Source organism: Pseudomonas putida, assembly GCF_028682455.1.
GTDB lineage: Bacteria > Pseudomonadota > Gammaproteobacteria > Pseudomonadales > Pseudomonadaceae > Aquipseudomonas > Aquipseudomonas putida_AA.
The window spans coordinates 23905-46936 of the sequence record NZ_JANHLD010000002.1; the positions used below are offsets into that span (position 1 = coordinate 23905).

A 23032-nucleotide genomic window follows, 5' to 3' on the forward strand; every position below is an offset into this window, starting at 1 on the left:
CCTTACTCCGGCACGCGAGCGGTCAGGGTCTGGGGCCATTCGGCATTGGCGTCGAGCTTGACCCAGGCCACGCCGGGCAGCCCGGTCTTGACCTGGTCCAGGTGTTCACGCAGCAGCTCCTGCGAAATCTGCGCGCGCACGCGAAACATCAGTTTCTGCCGCTCGCTCGCGGTTTCTACCGTCTTGGGAGTAAATTGCGCCACACTGGCGACGAAGGAAACGCTCGCTGGAATAACAAACTCCGGCGCGGCATCCAGAATGATGCGTACCTCGGTGCCCAGCGCGACGCGGCCGGCCACGGTCTCGGGCAGGAAGAAGGTGATGTACACGTCCGACAGGTCGATCAGGTTCAGGACACGTCCGCCGGCTCCGAGCACCTCGCCAGGTTGCGCAACGCGAACCTGAACCCGTCCGTCGCGCGGGGCACGCAGTTCGCTGTCGCGGATGTCCGCTTCGATGCGATTGATGCTGGCCGTGGCAGCGGACACGCTGGACCTCGCGCCGACAAGCTGCGCCTTGGCGGCCTCAACCGCGGCGCGGGCAGCGGCGGTCTGTGCTTTGCTGGCCGCGAGCGTCGCCTGTGCGCCCCGTACGCGCGCCCGGTCATCGTCCAGCTCCTGTATCGAGGCGGCACCCTCTTGGGACAGGGTCTGCGAACGTTTCAGCCGCCGTTGCGCAGCGTCGAGCTCCGACTCGCGCTGACCGACCAGGGCCTGCGCCGCAACCACGTCGGCTTCACGCAGCGCCACCTGGGCCTGCGCTGCGGTCACCGAGTGCTCGGCCTGTTCACGCATGGCGAAGGCTTCGTCGCGCTGCGCCTCAAGCGTTTCCAATTGCATTCTGGCCAGTGGCTGACCCGCCGCGACGAAGTCGCCTTCACGTACGAGGATGTCTTCGATACGACCGGGAAGCTTAGTGGCGATATCGATCTCGGTGGCTTCGATCCGGCCGTTGCCGCTGACGAACCCTTCGCCGGGTCCGCTGTCGGCAAGCTCCGTCCAGCCCCACCAGGCCAGCGCGATAACAACCGCTGCAGCGGCAGCGACCAGGAGTTTTTTCTTGAGAGAGGGTGAGACAGTCATAGGTTCGGCGTGCCTTAACGGGTTAATGGCGTGGGAGCGGGCGTCGAGGTTGCACCCTGGGTTTCGTCGGTTGCAGCGAGGGTGCCGCCGCCGAGCGCGGCATACAGCGCCACCTGACTGGATAGCAGCGCACGGCGCGCCTGTACCAGCTGTTGTCCGGCATCCAGCAGATCGCGTTGGGCGTCCAGCACCTCCAGGAAAGCGGCCGAACCGTTGTCGTAGCGCAACTGGGCCAGCCGGGCGCGTTCGCTTTGCGCTTCCAGATTGGCCCGCTGGATCGTCAATTTCTCAGCCAGCCAGTACTTGGCGCTCAGTGCATCGGCCACCTCGCGAAAGGCCGTTTGAATGGTCTTCTCGTAGCCGGCAACGGCGATGTCGCGGCGCACCTCGCTCAGTTCCAAGTTTGCGCGCCGGCGCCCGCCATCGAAGATGGGCAGCGACAAGGTAGGCATGAAGGTCCAGGCGCGGCTGCCGGAATCGAACAGGCCGTCAAGATCGGAACTGGCCGTGCCGAAGCTGCCGGTCAGCGCAATGCGCGGCAAGAACGCCGCACGGGCCGCGCCGATGTTGGCATCGCCGGCACGCAATTGGTGTTCCGCGGAAATGATGTCCGGGCGGCTGACCAGCAGCTCCGAAGGCAGGCCGGCCCGCAGGTCGGCCAGCACCGTTGTTTCATCGAAGGGTGCTTTGGTGGGCAGCGGGCCAGGATCGGCACCTACCAGCAGTGCCAGCGCGTGCAGTTGCGTGGCGCGTGCTTGCTCAAGCTGGGTTAGCAGCGCCTGAGCCTGGTTCAGCAAAGTTTGGACTTGAGTGAGGTCCAGCTTCGAGGTCGAGCCGACTTCAACGCGGCGCCGGAAAATGCGATAGGACTCCTCGCGGGTCGCGACGGTTTGACGGGCGATAGCCACGCGTTCGTCTATCTCGCGCAAGCCAAGATAACCGTCGGCCACCTGGGCGATCAGCGCCAGGTGGACGGCCTGGCGGGCCGCGTCGGAAGCCAGCCAGCTTTGCAGGGCGGCGTCTTCCAGGTTGCGGACCCGGCCCCACAGATCCAGCTCCCAGGTGCTCAACCCCACCTCGGCCCGGTACTCGCCGCCGACCTGCGATCGGCCCGACATGTTTAGATCGCCAGGGACGCGGGCGCGCCCACCTTGGGCACCGAGGCCCACGGCAGGAAATCGATCCGAGCGCTGAATGCGGAATGCGGCGCTGGCTTCCTCGACACGCAGCGCGGCCAGGCGCAGATCGCGGTTGTTCTCCAGCGCTGTCTCGATGAGGCGTTGCAGCAAGGGATCCGTGAAGTACGCCTGCCAGGCAAGTTCTCCCGCATGAGCACCCTTGGCGCCTGATTCAGGATGACCAGACCAAACCGCTGGCACCGGCGGGGGCGGAGTATCAGGAGCGGGAGCGAGCGACATGCAGCCGGTCAGTACGACGGCGCTCAGTGCCAGCGAGGCAGTGCGCAATTTGAACTCAGACAATAAAGGAAAAGCTGGAGGCATGATCACGTTCCGTACGGGGTTCGGGCTGAATAGGGCCTGGTTGTAGAGGAGTAGCCGCCCACGTACAGCGACGCGCAGGCATGTCGGTCACCAACGAACGCTGCAATCGAGCGCGACTTTGATGGCTGTTCACGCCACCTCCCTATTAATGTCTGCACTCTCGCCTCTAGCAACCGGTCGATGGGGCTCTCCTTCTTCATTTTCCGGCGTTCCGGGTTCGTATGCGTCCCTGCGAATAGTGCGCGTTATCGCACACTATAAAGAAAACGACTGGACGGTTGCTTTTGATTGTACGTTACAATCCCGAAAACGCAACTAGCCGTTCACTAGGCACTGCACACCCGCCAGTTGGAAGTGCTCAGCCTGGGCTGACCATGCGCCCATGGTGGAACCGGTGACCAGTCCATGGGACAATCCAGTCAATTTTTGAACAGGGACCTTTGTATGCCAACCAAAAAAGACGACGTACCAGGCAAGCACCGCTATCTGTCTTCTGTGGCTAGGAGAGAGGAAATATTGGATGCGGCGTTGATCGAGTTTGCGGATCGGACATACAACGCCGTGTCGATGGAGCGCCTGGCGGAATGTGCGGGCTTATCCAAGGCAGGCATCTACGCCCACTTCAAAAGCAAGGAAGAAATTTTTCACGCCTTGCTCGAACGTGCAACCCAGCAGCTTCGCGATTTTCAGGGCTGGCTTCCGGATGAAGAACTGACGCTGCCAGAGCTGGTAGACGCCTATCTTGATCGCCTTTACGCGACGTTTGAATCCCCCACTACGGTATCGATCTACCGATTACTTCTGACCGAAAGCGCCAGAGCACCGGAACTGGTGAAACGTTGGCATGATGAGGTAGCGCGCGGACTGCGCAGGCGAGCACAGCTCATCATCCAAGGCAACATAGACCGGGGGGTTGTTCGTCCGAGTGTCCTGACTGAGCACTTTTTCCCGCTGGCGCTCGCTCCCGCACTGCTGTGGCTGAACTCTTCGATGCTATCCAGGGGCAACCCTTCCATATCGCTGGTGCAGTTACGGGATGCACATCGGCAACTGCTGCTTGAGCTTTTGCAGCCTCGATGAGCAGGGTAAGGCAAAAATACAGGCATCTCCCTGTGCGCCTGGTGATCGGCTTTGCGGTGCTACTGCTGATTGCGTGGGGCGCACTGGCACTATGGCATCAGGTGCTGCAGCCCGCTGTTCGCTTGATCACCCTTGCACTGTGGGCGGCCGCGGGGCTGTCGATGGTGGTGGCGCTGACAGGCCTGCGCAGCCGCAAGTCATGCAATCTCGCGGCAGTGGCATTCGTAAGCGCCGTCGCTATCCTCGCGGCGTGGTGGAGCACCCTGCAGCCCTCGCACCACCGCCTATGGGCTGACGATGTCGCCCAGTTGCTGGAGGCCAGGATCGACGGCGATCATGTTCAACTGAAAAATGTACGCAACTTCGAATGGCGCAGTGAAACCGATTACACGCCGCGTTGGGAGAACCGTACCTACGACCTTACCCGCCTGCGTAGCGCCGACCTGGTACTTTCCTACTGGATGGGGCCGAACATCGCTCACACGCTCGTATCGTTCGGCTTCGACGATGGCGAGCGGGTGGTGTTCTCACTGGAAATACGCAAGGAGCGCCACGAGACCTTCTCAGCGGTCGGCGGATTTTTCCGTCAGTTCGAGCAGATCCTGGTAGCCGCCGATGAGCGTGACATTGTGCGTACGCGCAGTAATGCGCGAGGCGAGGACGTTTATCTCTATCGGTTGCAGATAAGTCAGGCAAAAGTCCGCGCGTTGTTTCTGGAGTATTTGGATGCGGCCAATGGCCTGCGGCGCGCGCCACGCTTTTACAATACCTTGACCAGCAACTGCACGACCATCGTGCTCGAGTTGGCTCGGCTCATTGCGCCAGCGTTGCCGGCGGACTATCGCCTGCTGCTGTCCGGACACTTTGCGGAATACATCCATGACCTGCACGGATTGACGCCCGGCCATCGCTACGCAGAACTGCAGGCACTGGGGCACATCAACGAACGCGCACTGGCCTCTGACGCATCAGGAGACGACTTCTCGATGTCGATTCGACAAGGTGTGCCCGGCGTGCCGGCCGACGAGGTATCTCCATGAGGTTCCAGCAGTCTTGCCGCATGGCAGTGTGGCTCGTCATTGCCCCGCTGTTGCTGGGGGGCTGCTCGATCCTGCGTGAGTTCGGCCCAGTGGTTGAGGTTCATACACTGGATGCGGGCGAGGCCATCGAACTCAAGCGCGGCGATATCCTGACACGCGGCAAACTCAGCGATGCGACGACCCAGACCATCAGGGTGGCGGCATTGGATGCGCAGGCTTGCGCAAAACCGATCTCAGCGGATTGCGTCGAGGCCCTGGCCGCCGTGACCGGCGTTGCCGCGGATCGACGCCTGGCTGCACTGTCCGAACTGTGGCTGGCGCAGGCTCAGGCCATGAAGCCCGGATCAGAGCAGCAAGCCGCCTGGCTTGAGACCATTCGTTATGCCTATGCCTACCTGTTCTTCGGTGACCATACGCCTGGGGAGCGAGCCTTCGAGGATCGCCAGACGCAAGTGCGGGATTGGTATAACTATGCGGTCGAACGTGCCGCCACCGGGATGTTCGAGGTTCGGCAACAAATGTCTACGCAGTTGCCAGCGCAGACCCGCTGGAACATTGCAGGCTGGGAGCTGCAGCTGGATATGCGCAGCGCGCTTGCCGGGCAGTACGGCGGTGCCAGCCGAACTCCTGCCAGCCTCGTCCCTGTCTTTCCGCGGACTGCGCAGCCTCTACCGGCGCGACGGTTTCGGCGCCGAGCTGGTGGCGGTCATGCCGGACGAACCCCTGACTTCCGCCCCCACCCGGGATGGCCATCCAGCGGCCAAACGCAATCAGCAGCCTCTACCCTGGAGCGAGATGCCCGCGCCGTCCATGACGATTCTGCTGCACCCGGACGGAGACGACCTGGACAGCGTGCTGCATACCCGCACTGTCCGTTTGACGGTGCATGACCCCTATGTGGAGTCGGCCATCATGCTGCGCGGGCAGCGCGTACCGCTGGCGGCCAATTTCACCGCCGGCTACGGACTGTGGCTGGCCCGCGCCAACTTCAACCGGCAGTCGCTGCGCAGCCTGCTTGGGCGCGAGGGTGGAATCGACCGTCCGCACGTCTACCTGATGCAGCCCTACGATCCGAACCGACGGATCATCGTCATGCTGCACGGACTGGCCAGTAGCCCGGAAGCCTGGGTGGAACTCGCCAACGAAATCCTGGGCGATGAGGCGCTGCGCCAGCATTACCAAATCTGGCAGGTCTACTACCCGACCAATATGCCGATCGCATTGAACCACGCGATGATTCGCAGAGCGCTCGGGGATACGCTGGCGCATTTCGATCCTTCCGGCCAGGCGCCGGCATCGTCCGACCTTGTACTGTTGGGGCATAGCATGGGCGGGGTCATCGCGCGGTTGATGGTGTCGTCAACCGACCAGTCGCTGGTGCAGCTGGCTGCGGATCGCAGTCGGCTGACGCCGCAGCAGATCAAACGCATAGATCCGATGTTGCGTTTCGAGCCCTTCCCGCATGTCAGCCGCGCCATCTTCATCGCAGCACCGCACCGGGGCACGTCGGTCGCAGGTGGACGCCTGGGGCGCTGGATGGCGGGATTCATTTGCTTCCCCGTTACGGTGCTCGAAGAACTCGCCCACACACTAGCACCCAATGCGGCGGCCAGCAGCCACGAAAGCCTGGGGCATATCCCCAATAGCGTCGACAACCTCGACGAGAACGATCCTTTCGTGCGCGCGGCGGCGGACTTTCCCATCTCTGCCCAGGTGAACTATCACTCGATCGTGGCCCAGGCTAATGCCGAAGAGGCCCTCGTTGATTCTGATGATGGTCTTGTGCCTTACCGCAGCTCCCACCTGCCCGGCGCGCAGTCCGAGAAAGTCATCATTTCGGGGCACAGCGTGCAACAGAGCGCGGTCGCAATATTAGAGATCCAGCGTATTCTGAAAGAGGATATGACGCAGCGGGAAGAGCAGCTCACCCCGCGCTAGGCAGCTGCCGCTGGCTCAGACAAGGCAGTGGACGCACACAAGGATACGGCCGTGTCCGTCGAATTGGTGTGCGTCTGACGCGAATATTCATGTCGCTATGGTCGGCACCAGCGTGGTGCGCTAGACGGCGCCCGCATGGGTGTTTGCCGGACCCTAGCAGGGAATGACGCGCGAGTTGTCGGCGATGATGGCACGCGCAGCTTACCTGAGACAGTCTCACTCTCCTCCATACCTTTGATCCGTATATGACTTTGGCCTGTCCCGGCCGACGACAACTTCTATGGCTGCTCCGGGCATAGCAGAAGGCATCACAGAGCTATTTCTGTGCGTTTTTTTGGCCATTGATGGATCTATGTCAACTCAATGCCATTTAACCCTCTTTCTACAAAAAAACGACTGGACGACTGGACGGTTGTTTTATGGTCATCTACCTTCAATTGGCAATAATCAGTACCCACTTATCGACTGAACGTCATAACACTCGCTGCGCAATCGCAGCCCTCAATGGGCTCACGGAGAGGAAAGCCACAATGGCTGAAGAAAGCGCTTCCGCGCAAAACCTAGAGCAGGATCTGACAAGTCGCTTTCCAACGGCTTACACCATTCTGCTTTTGTTGATCGTCTTGATTGCTGCGCTGACTTGGATCATTCCCGCCGGAAAGTATGAGCGGGTCATGAATGAAGAGGTCGGCCGCGAAGTGGCTGTGCCTGGCACTTACCAAGTGGTCGAGTCCAGCCCCCAGGGGTTTATGGACGGCGGCCGCAAAAACTGAGTGCAACACCTGACCTTTCCGGTACGGTGCTGCCACTATGTCCTATCACGAACTCAGTATCCCCGAACGTGCGACCCTTCAACTCGGCCTTGCCCAAGGTTTCAGCCAGCGGCGAATTGCCCGGATGCTCGGCCGCTCCCCCTCGACCATCAGCCGGGAGCTGCGCCGCAACCGGGCCCCTGGCACCCGCTACCAGGCCTGTGCTGCCCAGCAGCAGATGCAGGTCCGCCGCCAGGTCTGCAGGCCTCAGTGCAAGCTGCTGCCGGGCAGTGAGCGCTTCGAGCTGGTCGTCCATATGCTGCGTGAGGGTTTGTCTCCCGAGCAGATTGCCGGCAAGCTGCGCAGCATGAACATACCCAGCCTCAGAGAGGCCTACGTCTGCCGCGAGACGATCTATAACGCGATCTACGCCCTGCCGGTCGGTGGCCTGCGCAAGGAGCTGATCATCTGCCTGCGCCAGGGCAAGACGAGTCGCAGGCCGCGCTCTGGCGGCGTCGATCGGCGCGGCCAGATCCCTGAAATGCTCAGCATCCACGTGCGCCCGCCGGAGGTCGAAGACCGGCTGATGCCAGGCCATTGGGAGGGCGACCTGATCAAGGGCAAGGCCAATGCCTCGGCGGTGGGCACCTTGGTGGAGCGTACCAGCGGCTACCTGATGCTGATCAAGATGGCCGACGCGACGGCGACCTCGGCGCTGGAGGGCTTCAGTGCGGCGCTCAATGGCATGCCGCTGGCGGTGCGCAAGAGCATGACCTACGACCAGGGCCGGGAGATGGCGCGGCACGCCGAGATCACCCAGCGGACCGGGGTGGCGATCTACTTCTGCGACCCGCACAGCCCCTGGCAACGCGGCAGCAATGAGAACATCAATGGACTGATCCGCCAGTACCTGCCCAAGGGCACGGACTTGTCGGTGCATAGTCAGGAAGCCCTGGACGCCATCGCTTTGCAACTGAATATGCGACCGCGCAAACGCTTCGACTTCAAATGCCCGATCGAGGTGATGGGCGAAGTGATGCAAGAAGCCGTGGTGATGCGGCATGATGCTCCCGCTTCAATTCAATAACCGTGTTGCACTCAGATCCTGCAACCGCCGACGTTCTGCTGGCGCCCACTGCGGGTTTTTATGATCCAGACAGCTATGTCGCCAACGCCGTGGATGTAGCGCTGTTCATACTATTTCTCGGTGGTTTCCTGGGCGTAGTGAATGCCACCGGCTCGATCGACACCGGCATCCGCAGCGCAATGCAGCGGCTGGAGGGCCGAGAGATCTGGATGATCCCGATCCTGATGACCTTGTTCGCCCTTGGCGGCACAACCTATGGCATGGCTGAAGAGACCCTGGCGTTCTATGTCATTTTGATCCCGATCATCATCGCCGCCGGCTACGATGCCGTGACGGGGGTGGCTGTGATCCTGATCGGCTCAGGCATCGGTGTATTGGGCTCGACCATCAATCCCTTTGCCACTGTGATCGCCTCCAATGCAGCCCACATTCCTTTTACCGATGGCCTGCTGCTGCGCCTAGTGCTGCTGATTGGCGGTTTGGTGATCTGTGCCGTCTATGTGATGCGCTATGCAAAACGGGTCAAGGCCGACCCTTCGCGTTCCGTCGTGGCCAAACAACGCAATGCCCACCGCACGTTGTTTCTACAGGGGCATGATGATCTGGGTGACGCCAAACTGAGCCTGACCCAGAAACTGGTACTGGTGATCTTCGCCCTGACCTTCGTGGTCATGATCTGGGGTGTTTCCTCCCAGGACTGGTGGATGGACAAGATGGGCGCTCTGTTCCTGGCCGCTGCGATCGTCGTTGGTGTTGTCGCCCGCCTGGGCGAGAAGAGGCTGGCCGGCAGCTTTGTCGATGGCGCCCGTGATCTGCTTGGCGTAGCTCTGGTCGTTGGCCTAGCGCGAGGCATCGTGGTCATCATGGAACAGGGCATGATTGCTGATACGATTTTGCACAGTGCTGAAATGCGCTTGAGCAACATGTCGGAACTGGGTTTCATCAACCTGATGTTCTGGATCGAGACGGGCATGAGCTTCCTCGTGCCTTCGTCATCCGGCCTTGCGGTACTGTCGATGCCCATTCTTGCCCCCCTGGCGGACTTTGCTAATGTCAGTCGCGACTTAGTTGTAACTGCCTATCAATCAGCCAGCGGCCTGGTGAATCTGATCAACCCAACCTTCGCAGTGGTGATCGGCGGCCTGGCCATAGGGCGAGTCTCCTATGACCGCTGGCTGGTATTCATCTGGCCCTTGATGGCGATTTTGACCCTGTTCATCACCTTAGTGATCAGCATCGGTGTCTTCCTGTAATTCTCTGATAAATGAGGTTTTCACATGTCTGAACATACTCTTGGCGTTCACTCCGAAACAGGTATTTTGCGGCAGGTCATCGTTTGTCGCCCCGGTCTTGCCCATCGCAGGCTAACGCCCAGTAATTGTGATGCTCTATTGTTTGATGATGTGTTCTGGGTCAAACAGGCGCAAAAGGATCACGATGTATTCGTAAGTCTGATGCGTGCCCGAGGAGTGGAGGTGTTGGATGTCAATCAACTGCTGGCCGAGACCCTGGACATCGCCGAAGCGCGAAGCTGGATTCTCGATCATCGGATCAGCTGGAATCATATTGGCGTCGGCATGGTGTCTGATTTGCGGGCCTGGATGGACGAGCTGCCAGGGCACGTCCTGGCAGAGTTCCTGATCGGTGGCTTGCAGGTGAATGATCTGCCGTTCGATCCGAGCGGTCTGTTCGGCAACCACTTGGGGCCTTATGGCTTTATCTTACCGCCTCTGCCGAATTTTCTATTTACCCGAGACAACAGCGCCTGGATCTACGGTGGCGTCACGCTGAATCCCATGTACTGGGCCGCACGCAAGCCGGAAACGCTGCTGACGGCAGCAATCTACCAGTTTCATCCAAAATTTTCCGGCAAGGTCGAGGTGCTCTGGGGAGATCCGCTCAAGGATCACGAACTGGCAACCCTGGAAGGCGGCGACATCATGCCGATCGGCAATCGCACCGTGTTGGTCGGCATGGGCGAGCGTTCGTCCCCCCAAGCGATCGGGCAGCTGGCTAATGCCCTGTTCGAGCACGGCACGGTCGATCGCGTAGTGGCCTGCCAGATTCCCAAAAGCCGGGCGGCCATGCATCTGGATACAGTGTTCACGTTCTGTGGTGGGAATGTCGTTACTGCCTTCACAGAAGTGGCTGATCAGATGGTCTGTTATGACCTGCGGCCCGGCGCGGGCGGCAAGCACCTGACGTTCAACCAGGATCCGCGTCCGATGTTCGACGTGGTTGCGGAGGCGCTCGGTTATCAATCTCTGACCGTGATCCCTACCGGAGGGGACACGCCCGCCGAACGTGAGCGCGAGCAGTGGAATGATGGCAACAACGTACTGGCCCTGAGCCCGGGCGTCGTCATTGGCTATGACCGCAATGACGACACCAACGCTGCTCTGGAATCGGCCGGCATCGAAGTGCTGAAAGTACCAGGCGCAGAGCTAGGCCGGGGGCGCGGCGGTGGACGCTGCATGAGCTGCCCAACCATACGCGACGCAATCTGACACCTTAGGAGCATGGCAATGGCCTTCAATCTGAAAAGCCGACACTTTCTCACGCTGCGGGACTTCAGTCCGCGCGAAATCAGTTACCTGCTGAAACTGGCAGGCGACTTGAAAGCAGCTAAGTATACCGGCACCGAAGTGCCGCAGTTGTGCGGTAAGGAAATCGCTCTGATCTTTGAAAAGGACTCCACTCGCACCCGGGTAGGCTTCGAGGTTGCGGCCTTTGATCAGGGCGCCAAGGTTACCTATCTTGGGCCGACCGGCACCCATATTGGTCACAAAGAATCGGTCAAGGACACCGCCCGAGTGCTGGGGCGCGTCTATGATGCCATCGAATACCGGGGCTTCGGCCAGGCTGTGGTCGAGGAGTTGGCCGAGTATGCTGGCGTGCCCGTCTACAACGGCTTGACGGATGAATTTCATCCTACCCAGATCCTCGCCGACTTTCTGACCATGCAGGAGCATGTGGAAAAGCCACTGCGTGACATATCCTATGTTTTCATCGGCGATGCCGCCAATAACATGGGGGATAGCCTGCTGATCGGCGGCGCTAAAATGGGCATGGACGTGCGCCTGTGCGCCCCAAAGTCCTGTTGGCCGCATGATGATATCCAACAGGAAGCCCAGCGAATCGCCAGCACCACCGGCGCGCGAATCACCATCACTGAGAATATCGACAGCGCAGTAGCCGGTGTGGATTTCGTCTATACCGATGTTTGGGTGTCGATGGGCGAGCCCGAGGAAAAATGGGCCGAGCGGATCAAGCTGTTGCTGCCCTATCAGGTCAATGCGGCACTGATGGAAAAAACCGGCAATCCGCGGGTGCGCTTCATGCATTGCCTGCCGGCCTTCCACAACACCGAAACCACGATCGGCAAGGAGATTCAGCAGAAGTACGGTATCGATGCCATGGAAGTCACCGATGAGGTCTTCGAAAGCCCCGCTTCGATCGTGTTCGATCAGGCGGAAAACCGCATGCACACCATCAAGGCGGTGCTGGTCGCCACCCTGGGAGCCTGACATGCTGGTAGTCGCAGCTTTGGGCGGCAACGCCCTATTGAAGCGCGGTGAGCCTCTGACCGCGCGCACCCAACGTGCCAATGTACGAATCGCCGCCCAAGGCTTGGCCGCTATCGTGCGGGCTGGCCACGATCTGGTCATTACCCACGGCAACGGCCCCCAGGTCGGCCTGTTGGCGTTGCAGGGTGCCGCCTACAATCCGGACGAGGCCTACCCCCTGGATATGCTGGGGGCGGAAACCGAAGGCATGATTGGTTACGTCATCGAACAGGAGCTGGAGAATGCGCTGAATCACGACCGGCCAGTAGCCACACTGCTGACCCAGGTTGTGGTGGATCAGCATGATCCGGCGTTTGATAACCCGACCAAGTTCATCGGGCCCGTGTATGAGCGGGCTGAAGCCGAATCCCGGGCGAAAACCGCCGGTTGGCATATTGCCCAAGATGGCGACAAATGGCGCAGGGTGGTGCCGTCACCCAAGCCGCTGGAAATTCCCGACATGCGGGTGATCAAGTTGCTATTGGACCAGGGCGTGGTGGTGATCTGCGCAGGTGGCGGCGGCATCCCGATACTGCGCCGTGAAGACGGTAGTACGGTGGGCATTGAGGCGGTCATCGACAAGGACGCAGCCAGCGCCCTGCTGGCGCAACAGCTCAAGGCCGATGCACTGTTGCTGCTGACCGATGTCGATGCGATCTATCGGGACTTCGGCAAGGACAACGCAGCGGCGATCAGCAGCCTGAGCGTGGAGGAGGGGCGTGCCCTCGATCTGCCGGCCGGTTCGATGGGACCCAAACTGGCCGCTGCCGCCGACTTTGCCCAATACGGAGGGTTCAGCGGCATTGGCAGACTGGAAGATGCACTGGGTATTCTGCAGGGAAGCGCTGGCACCAGAATATCGGCGCGGTGAACCGGAAGTGACGGGCCAGTGTATGCGAATCAATGCGTCGCTGGCGCGGCTTTCGGGGCGGAGGCTGCCAGGTCATGTTTTGCACAGTAAGCACGAGGCCTTATCGGGTGTCTTTTGTAACTCAGTGGCTGCGATAGTCTACAAGAAGAGGAGTGACTTCTGCGAGTCAAATTTGACTAGAACGTCCTGCTTGGATGTCATTCCTGAGCCATGTGTATGGCATAACAAGAGCCATGGCGGTGGATCCTGGCTGGGTCACAATGGAACTAAGCGAGACTTACCTGGACTCGCAGCCCTATCCGAGCGCTGCTCGAGAAGCCCTCAATCATCTGCACCCGCTTGGCCGAGTCGGTCAGTCGGAAGACGTCGGTGACCTTGCCGTTTACCGCGCAAGTGATCAATCAAGGTTCTTGACGGGACAGATCACCGCGCTGGACAGGGGGAGGACGGCAAAGCGTCCGCTGCCCTCATAAAGAAATGTTGGTGGTATCGTCCGATAGCGAGAGATAAGGGTTGTTCGGTGGCGTTTCCGAAAACAACAGGCCAGCATCATCCAGAAGGTACCCATGAAGGCGGCGGGATTTTCTCGGCCCAGTGACCTCGCAGGTCCAGATGTTCAGGCCGCTGGCCTGCTTGCGATGCAGTTGCAGTTTCTCGAAGCGCTTCTGTATCCATTGCCAGTCCTGCACCTTGTCCTGTTTGGCGAGCGCCGCGATGGAAGGGTGCTCCTGGGCGTAACGCTGGAACAAGCCAGGACTGACGAGGTAGGCGGTATCGGCCACGGTATGCACCAGCGCCTTGGCGTCGTTGATGATGAGCCGCCGAGCCTGGATGCCTTGCTGGAGCCAGGCGATGAAATGCTCGCCGGACGGCTCCGTGCTGCCAAGGGCTTCAGGCGCCCGCTTCGGCGGACTGGCGTCGGTGTCCGTGGGTTGTACGGTGGGAGGTATCGACGGGGCGCTGTTGTCTAGGATGGGCTGCTCCCGCTCGCCATCGCTCTCCTGCGCGGGTACCGCGAGCAGGGACAGCAGATCGTCCATCGCGGCGTCGGCAGGCGTAGCTTCGGGAGGCGGCTGTCTGGCGACAGGGTGAGCGCTGTCGGCCTCAGTTCTGATGCTGCTCGGGGCATCATCCGTGCCAGTCGCCGGTTGTTCGAGAGTGTCAGCCTCGGCAGCCGCCTCCACTATCACCGTCCCGGCGAAGGGTTCAGGCCGCTCAGCCGGCTGCCAGATCAGCGCCGGCGACAGCCGCAACAGCGTAAAGCTGTGTGACCAACCGGCCTCGCTGCTGACCGTGGCACGCCAGATGGCCTTGCCATCGGGCGTCGGCTGCAGCATGCCATGTTCCTGCAGGACGTTGAAAACGGCGCTGTTGTTGGAGGGAATGCCGTCGATACCCTGGGACAACAGATGGGCGCGCAGTTTGTCAGAGACTGTCTTGCTGACCAACCACAAGGCATCCTCAGTGAGCCAGCCATCCGAAGCCTGGGGCTGGTTCAGCTTCAACTCTTCCTTCAGCAGGTAACGCAAGCCATCGATCAACTTGCGCTGCAGGGCGTGTTTGGGTGCGGCCATGGCGCGGGCGGGATCTCCTCCCAGTTCCTGGGCCACCGAGGCGCGGTCGGCCTGGATGACGAGCTCTCCCAGGATGCCTGCATGTTCGTACTGACCGGCCAGCACATAGAGCAGTGATGCCCACAGTGCGGGGTAGCCACTGAGCCAGTCGAGAACGTCGCCATCGAGCAGTTGATGGTAGAGCAATCCTGTGGCGGCACCATGCAGGCGGTACTCGCGGTCATCCCGGTAGCGAAAGCGGTATGGGCGTGTCAGTGGCCCATGCCAGGGGTGCCAAACGCCGCCATCCTCATACTCGACGTGAAGGTCGACGGCAATCTTGCCGATATCGTGGAGCAACGCCGCGTAGGCGATAGCCGCCGTCCAAGCTTCTGACTGGGCTGCCTGGTCTTCGGGGGGAGCGCCAGCCGGCAGCAGGTGGGACTGTCGCAGTTTGAGCGCGTAGGCGATGATTTCCAGCCCGTGATCGAGCATGCCGCCGTGGTAAGCATGGTGATGGCTCTCCGAAGCGGGAAACTGCTGGACCAGCTCGGCGTAGTGCTCCAGCGGTGCGCGATACAAAGTGGCGAACTGTTTGCGCGATAGCGATGTGCGCTGCCAGATGTGTTCCAGCAGCTTCTGCCGGCGCGGCGTCGCCAGCAAGGACGCGGCCGGCTCGGGCTGCAGCAGCCCTTTGGGAAGATCGGCGGCGGGTGCCGGCGACGGAGCGGCAGTGACCGAGATCCGTTTTCGCTGGAACAGGGAGAGCATGCGAGTGTCCTGGTGATGGGCCGGCCGGGGGGCCTTTTCGCCTTTTCGAGGTAGGGCCTTTCCCCTTGCACCCCATTCCCTTCCCCTTTTGGCCCCTTGGCCCTTAAGCCTTTGGGTATAGGGCGACGGGCATCGATCGTCCACCGCCAATGCGGGGTGCGGCAAAGCCGGTTTGATGCGGGAAGGCTCGCTGTTCCCGTCCTACGATGGGCCGTATATTGGATTCGGAAGGACACCATGGGCCCCTACATTGACAAGGTAAGGATAATTCCTTACTATACAGGCATCGCTATCGGGAGAGTTGCCATGTCTGTCATTCATGAAGTCGCCACGCTGACCTCCAAAGGCCAGATCACGCTGCCCAAGTCCATCCGGCAAGCCCTGGGTGTGGATACCGGCGGCAAGGTTGCGTTCGACCTGCGTGACGGCGAAGTTGTCGTGACCCGTGCCGACGCCGAGCACGAAGACCCCGCCATAGCCGCGTTCCTGAACCTGCTGGCCCGCGATATTGAAGCTGGCCGGAATGTTCGTGGGCTCCCGGAGGATCTGGCTCGCACGATGCTGGAGCATTCGGGCCACAACGTGGTCCTGGGCGACGATTTTGATGAAGACGTGGCAATCTGATGCAACAGCATGGCTGGACGCTGCTGTTCCACGACAACCTGATCGAGCAGTTGATGAAGCTGCGTGCGGCCGTGCTGCGCGCACAAGAGAACGACCCGGAGGGCTTCGGGTCCAACACCAATGTCAAGTTCTTTCGGGCCCTGGTCCAGTCGATGCAAGACGTGGTGCCGGGCGATCCAGCGCGAGACGAGTACCGCCAGGGCAACACCATGGGGCCGGCTTATCGCCACTGGCGACGGGCCAAGCTCGGCAGGCGGTACCGGCTGTTCTTCCGCTACGACTCGAAGGCGAAGGTCATCGTGTACGCCTGGGTCAACGACGAACAGACCCTGCGGTCATCGGGGAGCAAGTCAGACCCCTATGCGGTGTTCGAGAAGATGCTCGGACGCGGAAACCCGCCCGACGAATGGAACGCATTGGTAAGGGCAAGCAAGCCGGATTGGAGCAAACGGGAATAGCCATCTCACATGTAGCAGGTGACGACCATGAACACGACAACCCGTAGCAGTACCGCAGAACGCCTTGGCCGCTGGCTTGGCCGTGGATGGCGGGGCTATGTGCGTCGTGAGCGGCGGGTGGCCGCGTGGCTGGTGTCGGCTGGTGCGCCGAACGGTGTCGCGACCGCTCTGGTGTGGATCGTCAAGCTCGCTGTGCTAGGGGTGCTGCTCTACGTGGCCTTCTGGCTGACGCTGCTCCTGGTGTTCGCTACCGTGGCTGCTTGGGCCTCGGCAGCGAACACCCCGGACGAAGATGTTTGGCCCTTCACCGACATAGACGAGCTTCGCAATACGCCGGGTTATGACCCCAATCTCTACAACGACAACACCCATGTCGACTACAAGGATGACTGAGGTTCGGGAGCTACTTGAGTTTTCCACCCGTCATGGCACCTGCGCCTTTGCCACCAGCCTGTGCGCCTCCCTTGGTGCCTTCGGCCATGCCTTGAATGGTATGCCCTGCGCGAAAACCGACCCATCCCAGCGCCGCGACCCAGAACCCGGGTAACACCAGGAACATGGCTCCCATCACGAAGTTCAGCAGCATGTCGCCAAACGTGTTGTTCAGCCCAATCAGAGGGTCAAAATTCGTGTGGGGGCGGTTCCATCCCCATCCCCAACCGTAAAGCGCATCGAGGATCGTGCTGTCGATCCAGCGCGCCAGTTGCAGCCAGAAATCGGTGAAGAACAACGCAAACTGGACGACGGTAAGAGTGACGACGGTTTTCAGGTCGTAGGTGCCGATCAGCAATACCATCGGAATACAGATCACCAAAGCCATTTTCAGGAACGCCAGCACCATGGGTAAGGCTTGGCGCACGACGTCCATTGCCGGGAAATAGGCGAGTCCACCAACCGCCATCCCGACGTCACTGGCGGCGCGATTGATGATGTTGGGCAGCGTCTTATCAATCTGCCCGCCATAATCGGTATAGACGCTGCCCTGGTTAAGCTTCTGCTGGCGCGGCGAGGCGATAGTGCGGATCACCGAGTCATCAACCTCGGCACGGCTGAGGAAACCGGCCCAGCCGGCCAGACGGTTGAGCAGGCTGGGATCGACCTGCTCCAGCAGGCGGGCGCGCAGGCCGTTGCCACTGTCGCTCCACCACTGGCGGCAGGTCGGATAGCCGGCACCGCTCGGCACCTGTGCCAGGCCGGCATCGCGGTTGCTGTCGTAGGCCCAGCCGTCGCGCGGCGTCCTGGCCCGGTAGGTGTCGTAGTAGCCCGCATTGTCGAGGAAGTACCGAGACCCGATCCAGGTGACGTCGTGCATCTGCGCCTCGTCGAGATCCGGGCGGCTCATGAACAGCTTGGCGCGTGCAGGGCCATAACAGTCGTGGGTGAAGTCGGCGACTTCCTGTGCCAATACGGGGTCGTCGATGCGTGTGGCATTGACCTCCATGCGGATCTGCCGCAGGTCGGTTCCGCACGGAATGGCGGCGACCGAGGCGCCGGTGATCGCGCGCGACAGCGCGTGCATGAAGGCCCACCACACCGGCACGCGCGCGCTCTGGTTGTTGAGCGTGCTGAACGACTGCGACCAGCCAGTATCGCTGGGCTGGGGAACGCTCACCTGGCACTGCGCCGAGCGTGCCTGGTCGTACTGGATGGTGTTGAGGTCGACGTCGATGAAGGGAATACCGGCGAACATCACCACGACGATCGCCACCCAGACGCGGTTCTCGATGCGTACCGATGACAGTGCGCCTTTATTGCCTTCGTCCGCACCCTCGGCACGCGCCTTGAGCCATTCCTGGATGATGATCGCCACGAAGGGAATGGCGAACACGCCGCTGGAAACGAGAACCGCCCAGATGCCGTTATGGATGATCCAGCCCAGCAGGGTCAGGTAATACTCCAGGTAATCCGTGGTGAACAACGTCATGTCCGGCCTCCCACTACGCCGCATGCATCAGCAGGCTGGCCTCAAGCGCGACGATTCCCGCCACGCCGGCGATTTCGGTGCGCCGGAGGCGGCGCTTCGCCTCTGCGCCGGTTTCGCGCGCCAGCAGGCGCCGGCGCATCCATACCCATCCGTAGCCCGTCGCGCCGTATAGGCACAGCCGCCACAGCAGGAAGTAGCCGGAGGCCTCGGCGAGCCAGCGTTCCCAGCCGCCGACACTGCCGAGGTAGTGGATACCCGCGATGTTGGCTGCCACGGCCGCCGCAAGCAGCAGCATCGTCCACAGCAGCGTCCTCGCCACGCGCCGGTTGAACAGCCAGCGCGGGCGCAGCCAGGTCGGACTCATGGCGTACCTCCCGGGTTGGGCCGCTGCAGCTGGTCGAGGCGGTCGGGTACGGGGTCGCCCTCGTAGATGCCCCGCGAACCGGCGGCCCGGGTGCTGTGGCGCTGGATGATCGCCATCGGCGAGTTGTTGGCGAGCGTGCGGCGCAGCTCCAGTTCAGTCTTGAGGTTCGAGATCTCCCGGTCGAGCGCGCCGCTCTCCTGATCGACGGCAGCCACCGCCAACTGGTTGGCAGCGACGTTGGGCTCCTTCCTGCCGGTCAGCAGGGTGCGCTGCAGCAGCAAGGCTTTCTCCAGCACCGATGCCAAGGCGACTTCCGAGGCAAGACGTTGCGCCAGGACGTGTTGGTCCGGTTCGTCGCGCAGTGCCTCGATGACGCCCCGGGTGATCGGCAGTGACACGCTGCCGGCGTCGCGCAGGTTCTCGAAGGTGGTGTTGCGTGTGCCGTCGATCAGCTCCTGCAGCGTCTGCAGCTTGGTGTCGTACTCTTCCTGGATGAGGGGTGTCAGGCCCACACCCGGAACGGTTTCGGTTTTGGTGCAGGCGTCGCAGGTGCGCTGCTCCTGTTCGCCGAGCACGCGGGTGGCCCAGTCGATCGCTTCTTGCGGGGAGGTCCAGGTCTGGCAGGCCAGGCTGTTGCAGCTCGCCGCATCGATGGCCGAGGCGTCGGTCACGCTGCGGCCATTGACGAGGTTGTAGCCGGCCCTGGTAACGTCGCTCACCACCCTGATCGCCGGCTGACCGGCGCCGCCGGCGTTGTTGCCCCCGACCCACGGCACGCCGTCGTTGCCCCGGCGCGTCTCAGCCTGCTCAATGGCCGACACCGCATCCGTGCTCGACACGGCATCGCGCAGCGCCATGCCTTCCGCCATCTGGCTCCAGCCAAGCTGGCCGCCGGCCATGTCGGCCATGCGTTCAGCCATCGACCTGCAGGTCAACTTGGAGCGATCGAAATCCAGCCTTGCCTGGAGGACGCCATTGGTCAGCAGGTTATACAAACCTGGGTCGGCCCTCTGGATGATCAGAGCCGGAAGCGACGCAACGGCGCTGGTAGCGCTCTGGATCACGTTGCTCATGATGTTTTGAAATCCGTTGGTCAGCCCGTTGAGCTGGTTCTGGATCGTGGTGCTGATGCTCATGTCGCCGCAGATCAGGTTGCTGTTCCAGCCGGCCCCGACCCCGATCGAGCGCATGCCCGCAGCGCCGCTCATGGAAACCGCGTTACCGCCACCGATCGAGTACATGACTTCGTCGCCGATCACGCTGCCGCTGGTCTGGAAGCCGCCGCTCTGAGCCCATGCCCAGCCACTGGCCAACGCGAGCGCGCCGGCCAGTATGGCCGGCCGCCACAAGTGATCTGCAAGCATGGAATGACGGCGACGGTCAGGGCGCTTCATCGTGGTGTCCTCAGTTGAAATCCACACTGCCAAGGAAGGTCTGCCCGCGGCGCTGGCAGCAGCTGTACGGGCGCCACAGCGCCCAGGCGTAGTCGCCCCGTTGTGCCTGGGGCAGCGACCCGGCATGGGGAAACACGGTGCAGCTGTTGGAAAGGCGTGGGGTCAGTTGCTGCCACTTGCCCGTGCTGGCGTCGCTTTCGATCAACGCGCCGGCCGGCCAGTAGCCGTCGCGCGCGTTCGCCAGCAGCGGCTGGTACACATGCAGTTGGCCGCGGCGGGTCACGATGTCGCCAGCACGCTGGGCGACGACCGCCCCGGCCTTGTAGTCGTCGGTCTGGTGCAAGAACCCGCCACGCGGGTACACGGCGCCCCAAAGATTCAGTCCGCTGCGTGTGCCGATCTCGCGCATACCGGGGATCAGCGCCTCGGGGTACACCGCCTCCGGGACGTTGTAGCGCCAGGCCAGGGTGTCGAGCGTGCTGAGCAGGTACGGCATGAAGGCAGTACCGGCGCCTGCGCAGATGTAGCCGGACGCCGAAGCGAACTGGCTGAATACCTCGCCGCCCGGGTGGCCGATGACGTCGGCGTTCTTGAACTTTGCAAGATTGTTTTCGTGATCCTCGTTGGTGGTTCCGTCACCACCGGCCTGCGCCGTGGCATTGGGCTGGCTCATTGCCCGCGCCTCGACCCAGGGATTCTCCCCGGTGTTGCTGTAGCTCGATACCACCGCGTCGGGAACGTAGTGGCGTACCTTGATCGACGTGCGCACGGTGCAGCCCGTCCAGGTGCAATACAGCCAGTAGCAGATCCCGGTGACCCGGTATTCGAGGCAGTCCGGCGACAAGGTCGAGGAGATGATGGTGGCGGTGTTGAGGGCGAAGCTCGACGTGGCACTGCACAGCAGCGCGACGGCGGCCCCGAGCCGCAGGCGACGGGAAATCATGGCTGTCCCTCCCGGTAACGCTCGATGCGGACCAGCGCCTGGCCGAGGTCGCTTTCCCCATACACGACGTAGCGCTGATCGACGATCACCGCCGGAATGCTGGTGATGCCTAAGCTCCAGGCATCGGTCATGCCCTGGTAAGCCTCACGCATGCGCTGTTGCAGCGCTTGGCCACCTTCGTTCAGCCGCCGCTGGACGAGCGCCGCGGCCCGCTGCGGATCGTCCGGCAACCGGGCCGACAGTTCCGCTTCGATGGCCTGCGCCGCGTCGAGCTGGATGATGCGATCCGCCGCCTGGGCACCGGCCACCGGGTGGCGGACGTCCGCCACGATCCAGATCTCCGCTGCGGTCACGTTGCCGGCGACCAGCAGCAGTGCCGGAAGGGCCAGCGTCCGGCTGAGGTGGGCAAGAAAGGTGTGCATGGACTTCGCGTCTCGGGGTGAATGACCCTGGTAGTCGAACCCATGGTGCAGATGCCCACCACGAACAATGCGCACTGTGACAATCCCTGTTTCTTGGGGATCGGATAGCTGTCCCGTGGAGCGGAGAGGCCTTTCAGGGAAGCGAAAAAAAGCATGGACCTGGGCAGGTCCATGCGTTGGATGGGGCTTGGCAGACACGATCAGGTGCTGCTACAGCAAGCCGCTCTCGGCAAAGGAGTACGGTTCGCCCTGGCCGATGATGAAATGATCCAGCACACGGATGTCGATCAGATCCAAGGCATCCCTGAGCCGGCGGGTGATCATGCGATCGGCGGCACTGGGCTCTGAGTTCCCCGAAGGGTGCTGGTGCGCGAAGATGACGGCGGCGGCATTGGCCGCCAGCGCACGCTGGACGACTACCCGGGGATAGACTGATGTCTGGTTGATCGTGCCGCGGAACAGCGGCTCGTAGGCCAGCACCTGGTGGCGCGTGTCGAGGAACAGTGCGGCGAAGATTTCATTGGGTTCGCCGACGAGCATCAGACGCAGAAAGTCACACGCGTCGTTCGGCTTCTTCAAGGCGTTGCCGGCTCTGAAGATGCGTTGCTCCAGCAGCGCGATGGCCTGTTGAATGATCCGGTCTTCGTGCTCGTCGACGGCGACGGGATCGTGGTTCAACTCGATACAGGAGTCGTCGGGGGAAAGTACAGCAGTCATGGAAACCTCCAATGGATGAGCGGAGGTACCCCATGGAGGCAGAACCTCCAGGGGAATGACGGAAGGAAGAACACACATCCACCAGCGTGGGAACGCTGGCCGTTCGCCTCGGGATGCGTTGCGAACGAAGGTCAGCGCAGCAGCGCTGCGCCGTAGCCTTGAAGACCCCGGCTACCTGGGCATGTCGCCATCGTCGATGGCGGACAAACCTGCGGCGCGAGCCGGAGCGGCATCCGGCACGTCACCCATCAGAAGATCCATGGCGGACAGCAGCGCATCGCCTTCGACCGGCCCTTGCAGGAGTAGCGATCGCTCGGTCTGGCGGTCCTCCAGGCGCAGGCTGGGAGTGGCGGTGATGCCGCCGTGCGCGCCTTGCTCGGCCTGATCGCGCACGATGAGCTGGGGACGCTCGCTATCCAGGCAGCGCTGGAGCACCGGTGTCAGCCCTGGGTAGCGAAGCCCCCCGGGCAGCCCCTGGCCGCCGCCGCGCGTGTGCTGGTACAGCCAGCCGACGGCATCGAAGAAGGCCCCGTGCCCGCCGGTCTCGCCCGCACACTCGGCCACACGTGCCAGTTCCGAGGCGGCCGGCTCGTGTATCGCCAGCGGCAGGTGATGCCATTGCAGACTGACGTCGGCATGCTGGTCGATCCAGCTCTTCAGGCTCGGGTAGTAGGCCTTGCAGAATGGGCATTCCAGGTCTGCAAACAACGTCAGCACGAAACGGGCGTCGGCCTGGCCGTGGCGCCACGGCGGACCGCCCGGGTGGTGCTGAGTGGTCGGGGTCGGTGCGGCATCGGGACTGTCGCGCAGCACCACGGCGAGCAGCGCGAACAGCAGCACCGCAAGCAGGCCGACGGCACATAGCAACAGGTGCAGACAACGCCGACGACGTACAGCCGGTGGCGGGTTCGTTGAGCGATGGAGAGGCATGGCGTGCTCCGGCC

General features: G+C 62.0%; 24 protein-coding genes. 14 read left to right on the forward strand and 10 right to left on the reverse strand.

Annotation, left to right across the window (positions count from 1 at the left end; genetic code table 11):
• Window positions 1-2: 2 nt before the first annotated feature.
• Together NPS58_RS10870 and NPS58_RS10875 are read right to left on the reverse strand one after the other, a co-directional pair.
• The gene (locus NPS58_RS10870; RefSeq protein ID WP_274115413.1) at window positions 3-1082 is read right to left on the reverse strand and encodes an HlyD family secretion protein; all 1080 of its coding nucleotides are present in this window, start codon (window positions 1080-1082) and stop codon (window positions 3-5) included.
• Between the two features lie 14 nt (window positions 1083-1096).
• Window positions 1097-2584, reverse strand: a complete 1488-nt coding sequence (locus NPS58_RS10875) for an efflux transporter outer membrane subunit (RefSeq protein ID WP_274115414.1) — start codon at window positions 2582-2584, stop codon at window positions 1097-1099.
• A 444-nt stretch (window positions 2585-3028) separates the two neighbouring features.
• Here NPS58_RS10875 and NPS58_RS10880 point away from each other — a divergent pair, with 444 nt between their 5' ends.
• The 11 genes from NPS58_RS10880 to NPS58_RS29595 all read left to right on the forward strand — a co-directional run bounded on the left by NPS58_RS10880 (window position 3029) and on the right by NPS58_RS29595 (window position 13391).
• Window positions 3029-3664: a TetR/AcrR family transcriptional regulator gene (locus NPS58_RS10880; protein WP_274115415.1), complete on the forward strand. Its 636-nt coding sequence runs from the start codon at window positions 3029-3031 to the stop codon at window positions 3662-3664.
• 32 nt (window positions 3665-3696) lie between these two features.
• Entirely contained in the window at window positions 3697-4704 is a 1008-nt protein-coding gene (locus tag NPS58_RS10885) for a DUF4105 domain-containing protein (protein ID WP_274115416.1), read from the forward strand.
• A gap of 20 nt (window positions 4705-4724) precedes the next feature.
• The gene (locus NPS58_RS10890; protein ID WP_274115417.1) at window positions 4725-5594 is read left to right on the forward strand and encodes a hypothetical protein; all 870 of its coding nucleotides are present in this window, start codon (window positions 4725-4727) and stop codon (window positions 5592-5594) included.
• Complete coding sequence (locus NPS58_RS10895; protein WP_274115418.1) at window positions 5515-6642, forward strand: esterase/lipase family protein; 1128 nt, start codon at window positions 5515-5517, stop codon at window positions 6640-6642. The genes NPS58_RS10890 and NPS58_RS10895 overlap by 80 nt, the downstream gene beginning before the upstream one ends.
• A 530-nt stretch (window positions 6643-7172) precedes the next feature.
• A complete protein-coding gene (locus NPS58_RS10900; protein ID WP_274115419.1) occupies window positions 7173-7415 on the forward strand; it encodes a hypothetical protein in 243 nt (80 codons plus the stop codon).
• Window positions 7416-7452: 37 nt separating this feature from the next.
• Window positions 7453-8481, forward strand: coding sequence for an IS30-like element ISShes10 family transposase (locus NPS58_RS10905; RefSeq protein WP_011711660.1), 1029 nt, complete (start codon window positions 7453-7455; stop codon window positions 8479-8481).
• Between the two features lie 2 nt (window positions 8482-8483).
• Window positions 8484-9734: a YfcC family protein gene (locus NPS58_RS10910; RefSeq protein ID WP_274115420.1), complete on the forward strand. Its 1251-nt coding sequence runs from the start codon at window positions 8484-8486 to the stop codon at window positions 9732-9734.
• A 24-nt stretch (window positions 9735-9758) separates the two neighbouring features.
• On the forward strand, window positions 9759-10988 hold the full coding sequence (locus tag NPS58_RS10915; protein ID WP_274115421.1) for an arginine deiminase: 1230 nt from the start codon (window positions 9759-9761) through the stop codon (window positions 10986-10988).
• Window positions 10989-11006: 18 nt separating this feature from the next.
• Window positions 11007-12008, forward strand: coding sequence for an ornithine carbamoyltransferase (locus NPS58_RS10920; RefSeq protein ID WP_274115422.1), 1002 nt, complete (start codon window positions 11007-11009; stop codon window positions 12006-12008).
• A 1-nt stretch (window position 12009) separates the two neighbouring features.
• A complete protein-coding gene (gene arcC, locus NPS58_RS10925; RefSeq protein WP_274115423.1) occupies window positions 12010-12918 on the forward strand; it encodes a carbamate kinase in 909 nt (302 codons plus the stop codon).
• 233 nt (window positions 12919-13151) lie between these two features.
• Window positions 13152-13391, forward strand: a complete 240-nt coding sequence (locus NPS58_RS29595; protein WP_049759189.1) for an SDR family oxidoreductase — start codon at window positions 13152-13154, stop codon at window positions 13389-13391.
• Here the strand turns inward: NPS58_RS29595 and mobH are convergent.
• Entirely contained in the window at window positions 13386-15242 is a 1857-nt protein-coding gene (mobH, locus tag NPS58_RS10930) for a MobH family relaxase (protein ID WP_015879505.1), read from the reverse strand. The two genes, NPS58_RS29595 and mobH, sit on opposite strands and share 6 nt — an antisense overlap.
• A 306-nt stretch (window positions 15243-15548) precedes the next feature.
• On the opposite strand from mobH, the gene NPS58_RS10935 reads away from it, so the two are divergent.
• From NPS58_RS10935 to NPS58_RS10945, 3 genes are read left to right on the forward strand one after another with little or no spacing between them, the layout of a single operon-like run.
• Entirely contained in the window at window positions 15549-15866 is a 318-nt protein-coding gene (locus NPS58_RS10935) for a type II toxin-antitoxin system PrlF family antitoxin (RefSeq protein WP_015879504.1), read from the forward strand.
• Window positions 15866-16324, forward strand: a complete 459-nt coding sequence (locus NPS58_RS10940) for a type II toxin-antitoxin system YhaV family toxin (protein WP_015879503.1) — start codon at window positions 15866-15868, stop codon at window positions 16322-16324. Before NPS58_RS10935 ends, NPS58_RS10940 begins: the two co-directional genes overlap by 1 nt.
• 27 nt (window positions 16325-16351) lie before the next feature.
• Entirely contained in the window at window positions 16352-16717 is a 366-nt protein-coding gene (locus tag NPS58_RS10945) for a DUF3742 family protein (RefSeq protein WP_015879502.1), read from the forward strand.
• Window positions 16718-16727: 10 nt separating this feature from the next.
• Here the strand turns inward: NPS58_RS10945 and NPS58_RS10950 are convergent, their stop codons facing one another.
• The 7 genes from NPS58_RS10950 to NPS58_RS10980 all read right to left on the reverse strand — a co-directional run bounded on the left by NPS58_RS10950 (window position 16728) and on the right by NPS58_RS10980 (window position 23018).
• Window positions 16728-18248, reverse strand: coding sequence for a conjugal transfer protein TraG N-terminal domain-containing protein (locus tag NPS58_RS10950; RefSeq protein WP_015879501.1), 1521 nt, complete (start codon window positions 18246-18248; stop codon window positions 16728-16730).
• A gap of 13 nt (window positions 18249-18261) precedes the next feature.
• Entirely contained in the window at window positions 18262-18612 is a 351-nt protein-coding gene (locus tag NPS58_RS10955) for a hypothetical protein (RefSeq protein ID WP_015879500.1), read from the reverse strand.
• Window positions 18609-20006, reverse strand: coding sequence for an integrating conjugative element protein (locus NPS58_RS10960; RefSeq protein ID WP_015879499.1), 1398 nt, complete (start codon window positions 20004-20006; stop codon window positions 18609-18611). Before NPS58_RS10960 ends, NPS58_RS10955 begins: the two co-directional genes overlap by 4 nt.
• Before the next feature lie 10 nt (window positions 20007-20016).
• Window positions 20017-20949, reverse strand: coding sequence for a TIGR03756 family integrating conjugative element protein (locus tag NPS58_RS10965; protein WP_003296502.1), 933 nt, complete (start codon window positions 20947-20949; stop codon window positions 20017-20019).
• On the reverse strand, window positions 20946-21371 hold the full coding sequence (locus tag NPS58_RS10970) for a TIGR03757 family integrating conjugative element protein (protein WP_041609533.1): 426 nt from the start codon (window positions 21369-21371) through the stop codon (window positions 20946-20948). Before NPS58_RS10970 ends, NPS58_RS10965 begins: the two co-directional genes overlap by 4 nt.
• A gap of 210 nt (window positions 21372-21581) precedes the next feature.
• Window positions 21582-22088, reverse strand: coding sequence for a RadC family protein (radC, locus tag NPS58_RS10975; protein WP_015879497.1), 507 nt, complete (start codon window positions 22086-22088; stop codon window positions 21582-21584).
• A 171-nt stretch (window positions 22089-22259) separates the two neighbouring features.
• Window positions 22260-23018, reverse strand: a complete 759-nt coding sequence (locus NPS58_RS10980; RefSeq protein WP_015879496.1) for a DsbA family protein — start codon at window positions 23016-23018, stop codon at window positions 22260-22262.
• Between the last annotated feature and the right edge of the window lie 14 nt (window positions 23019-23032).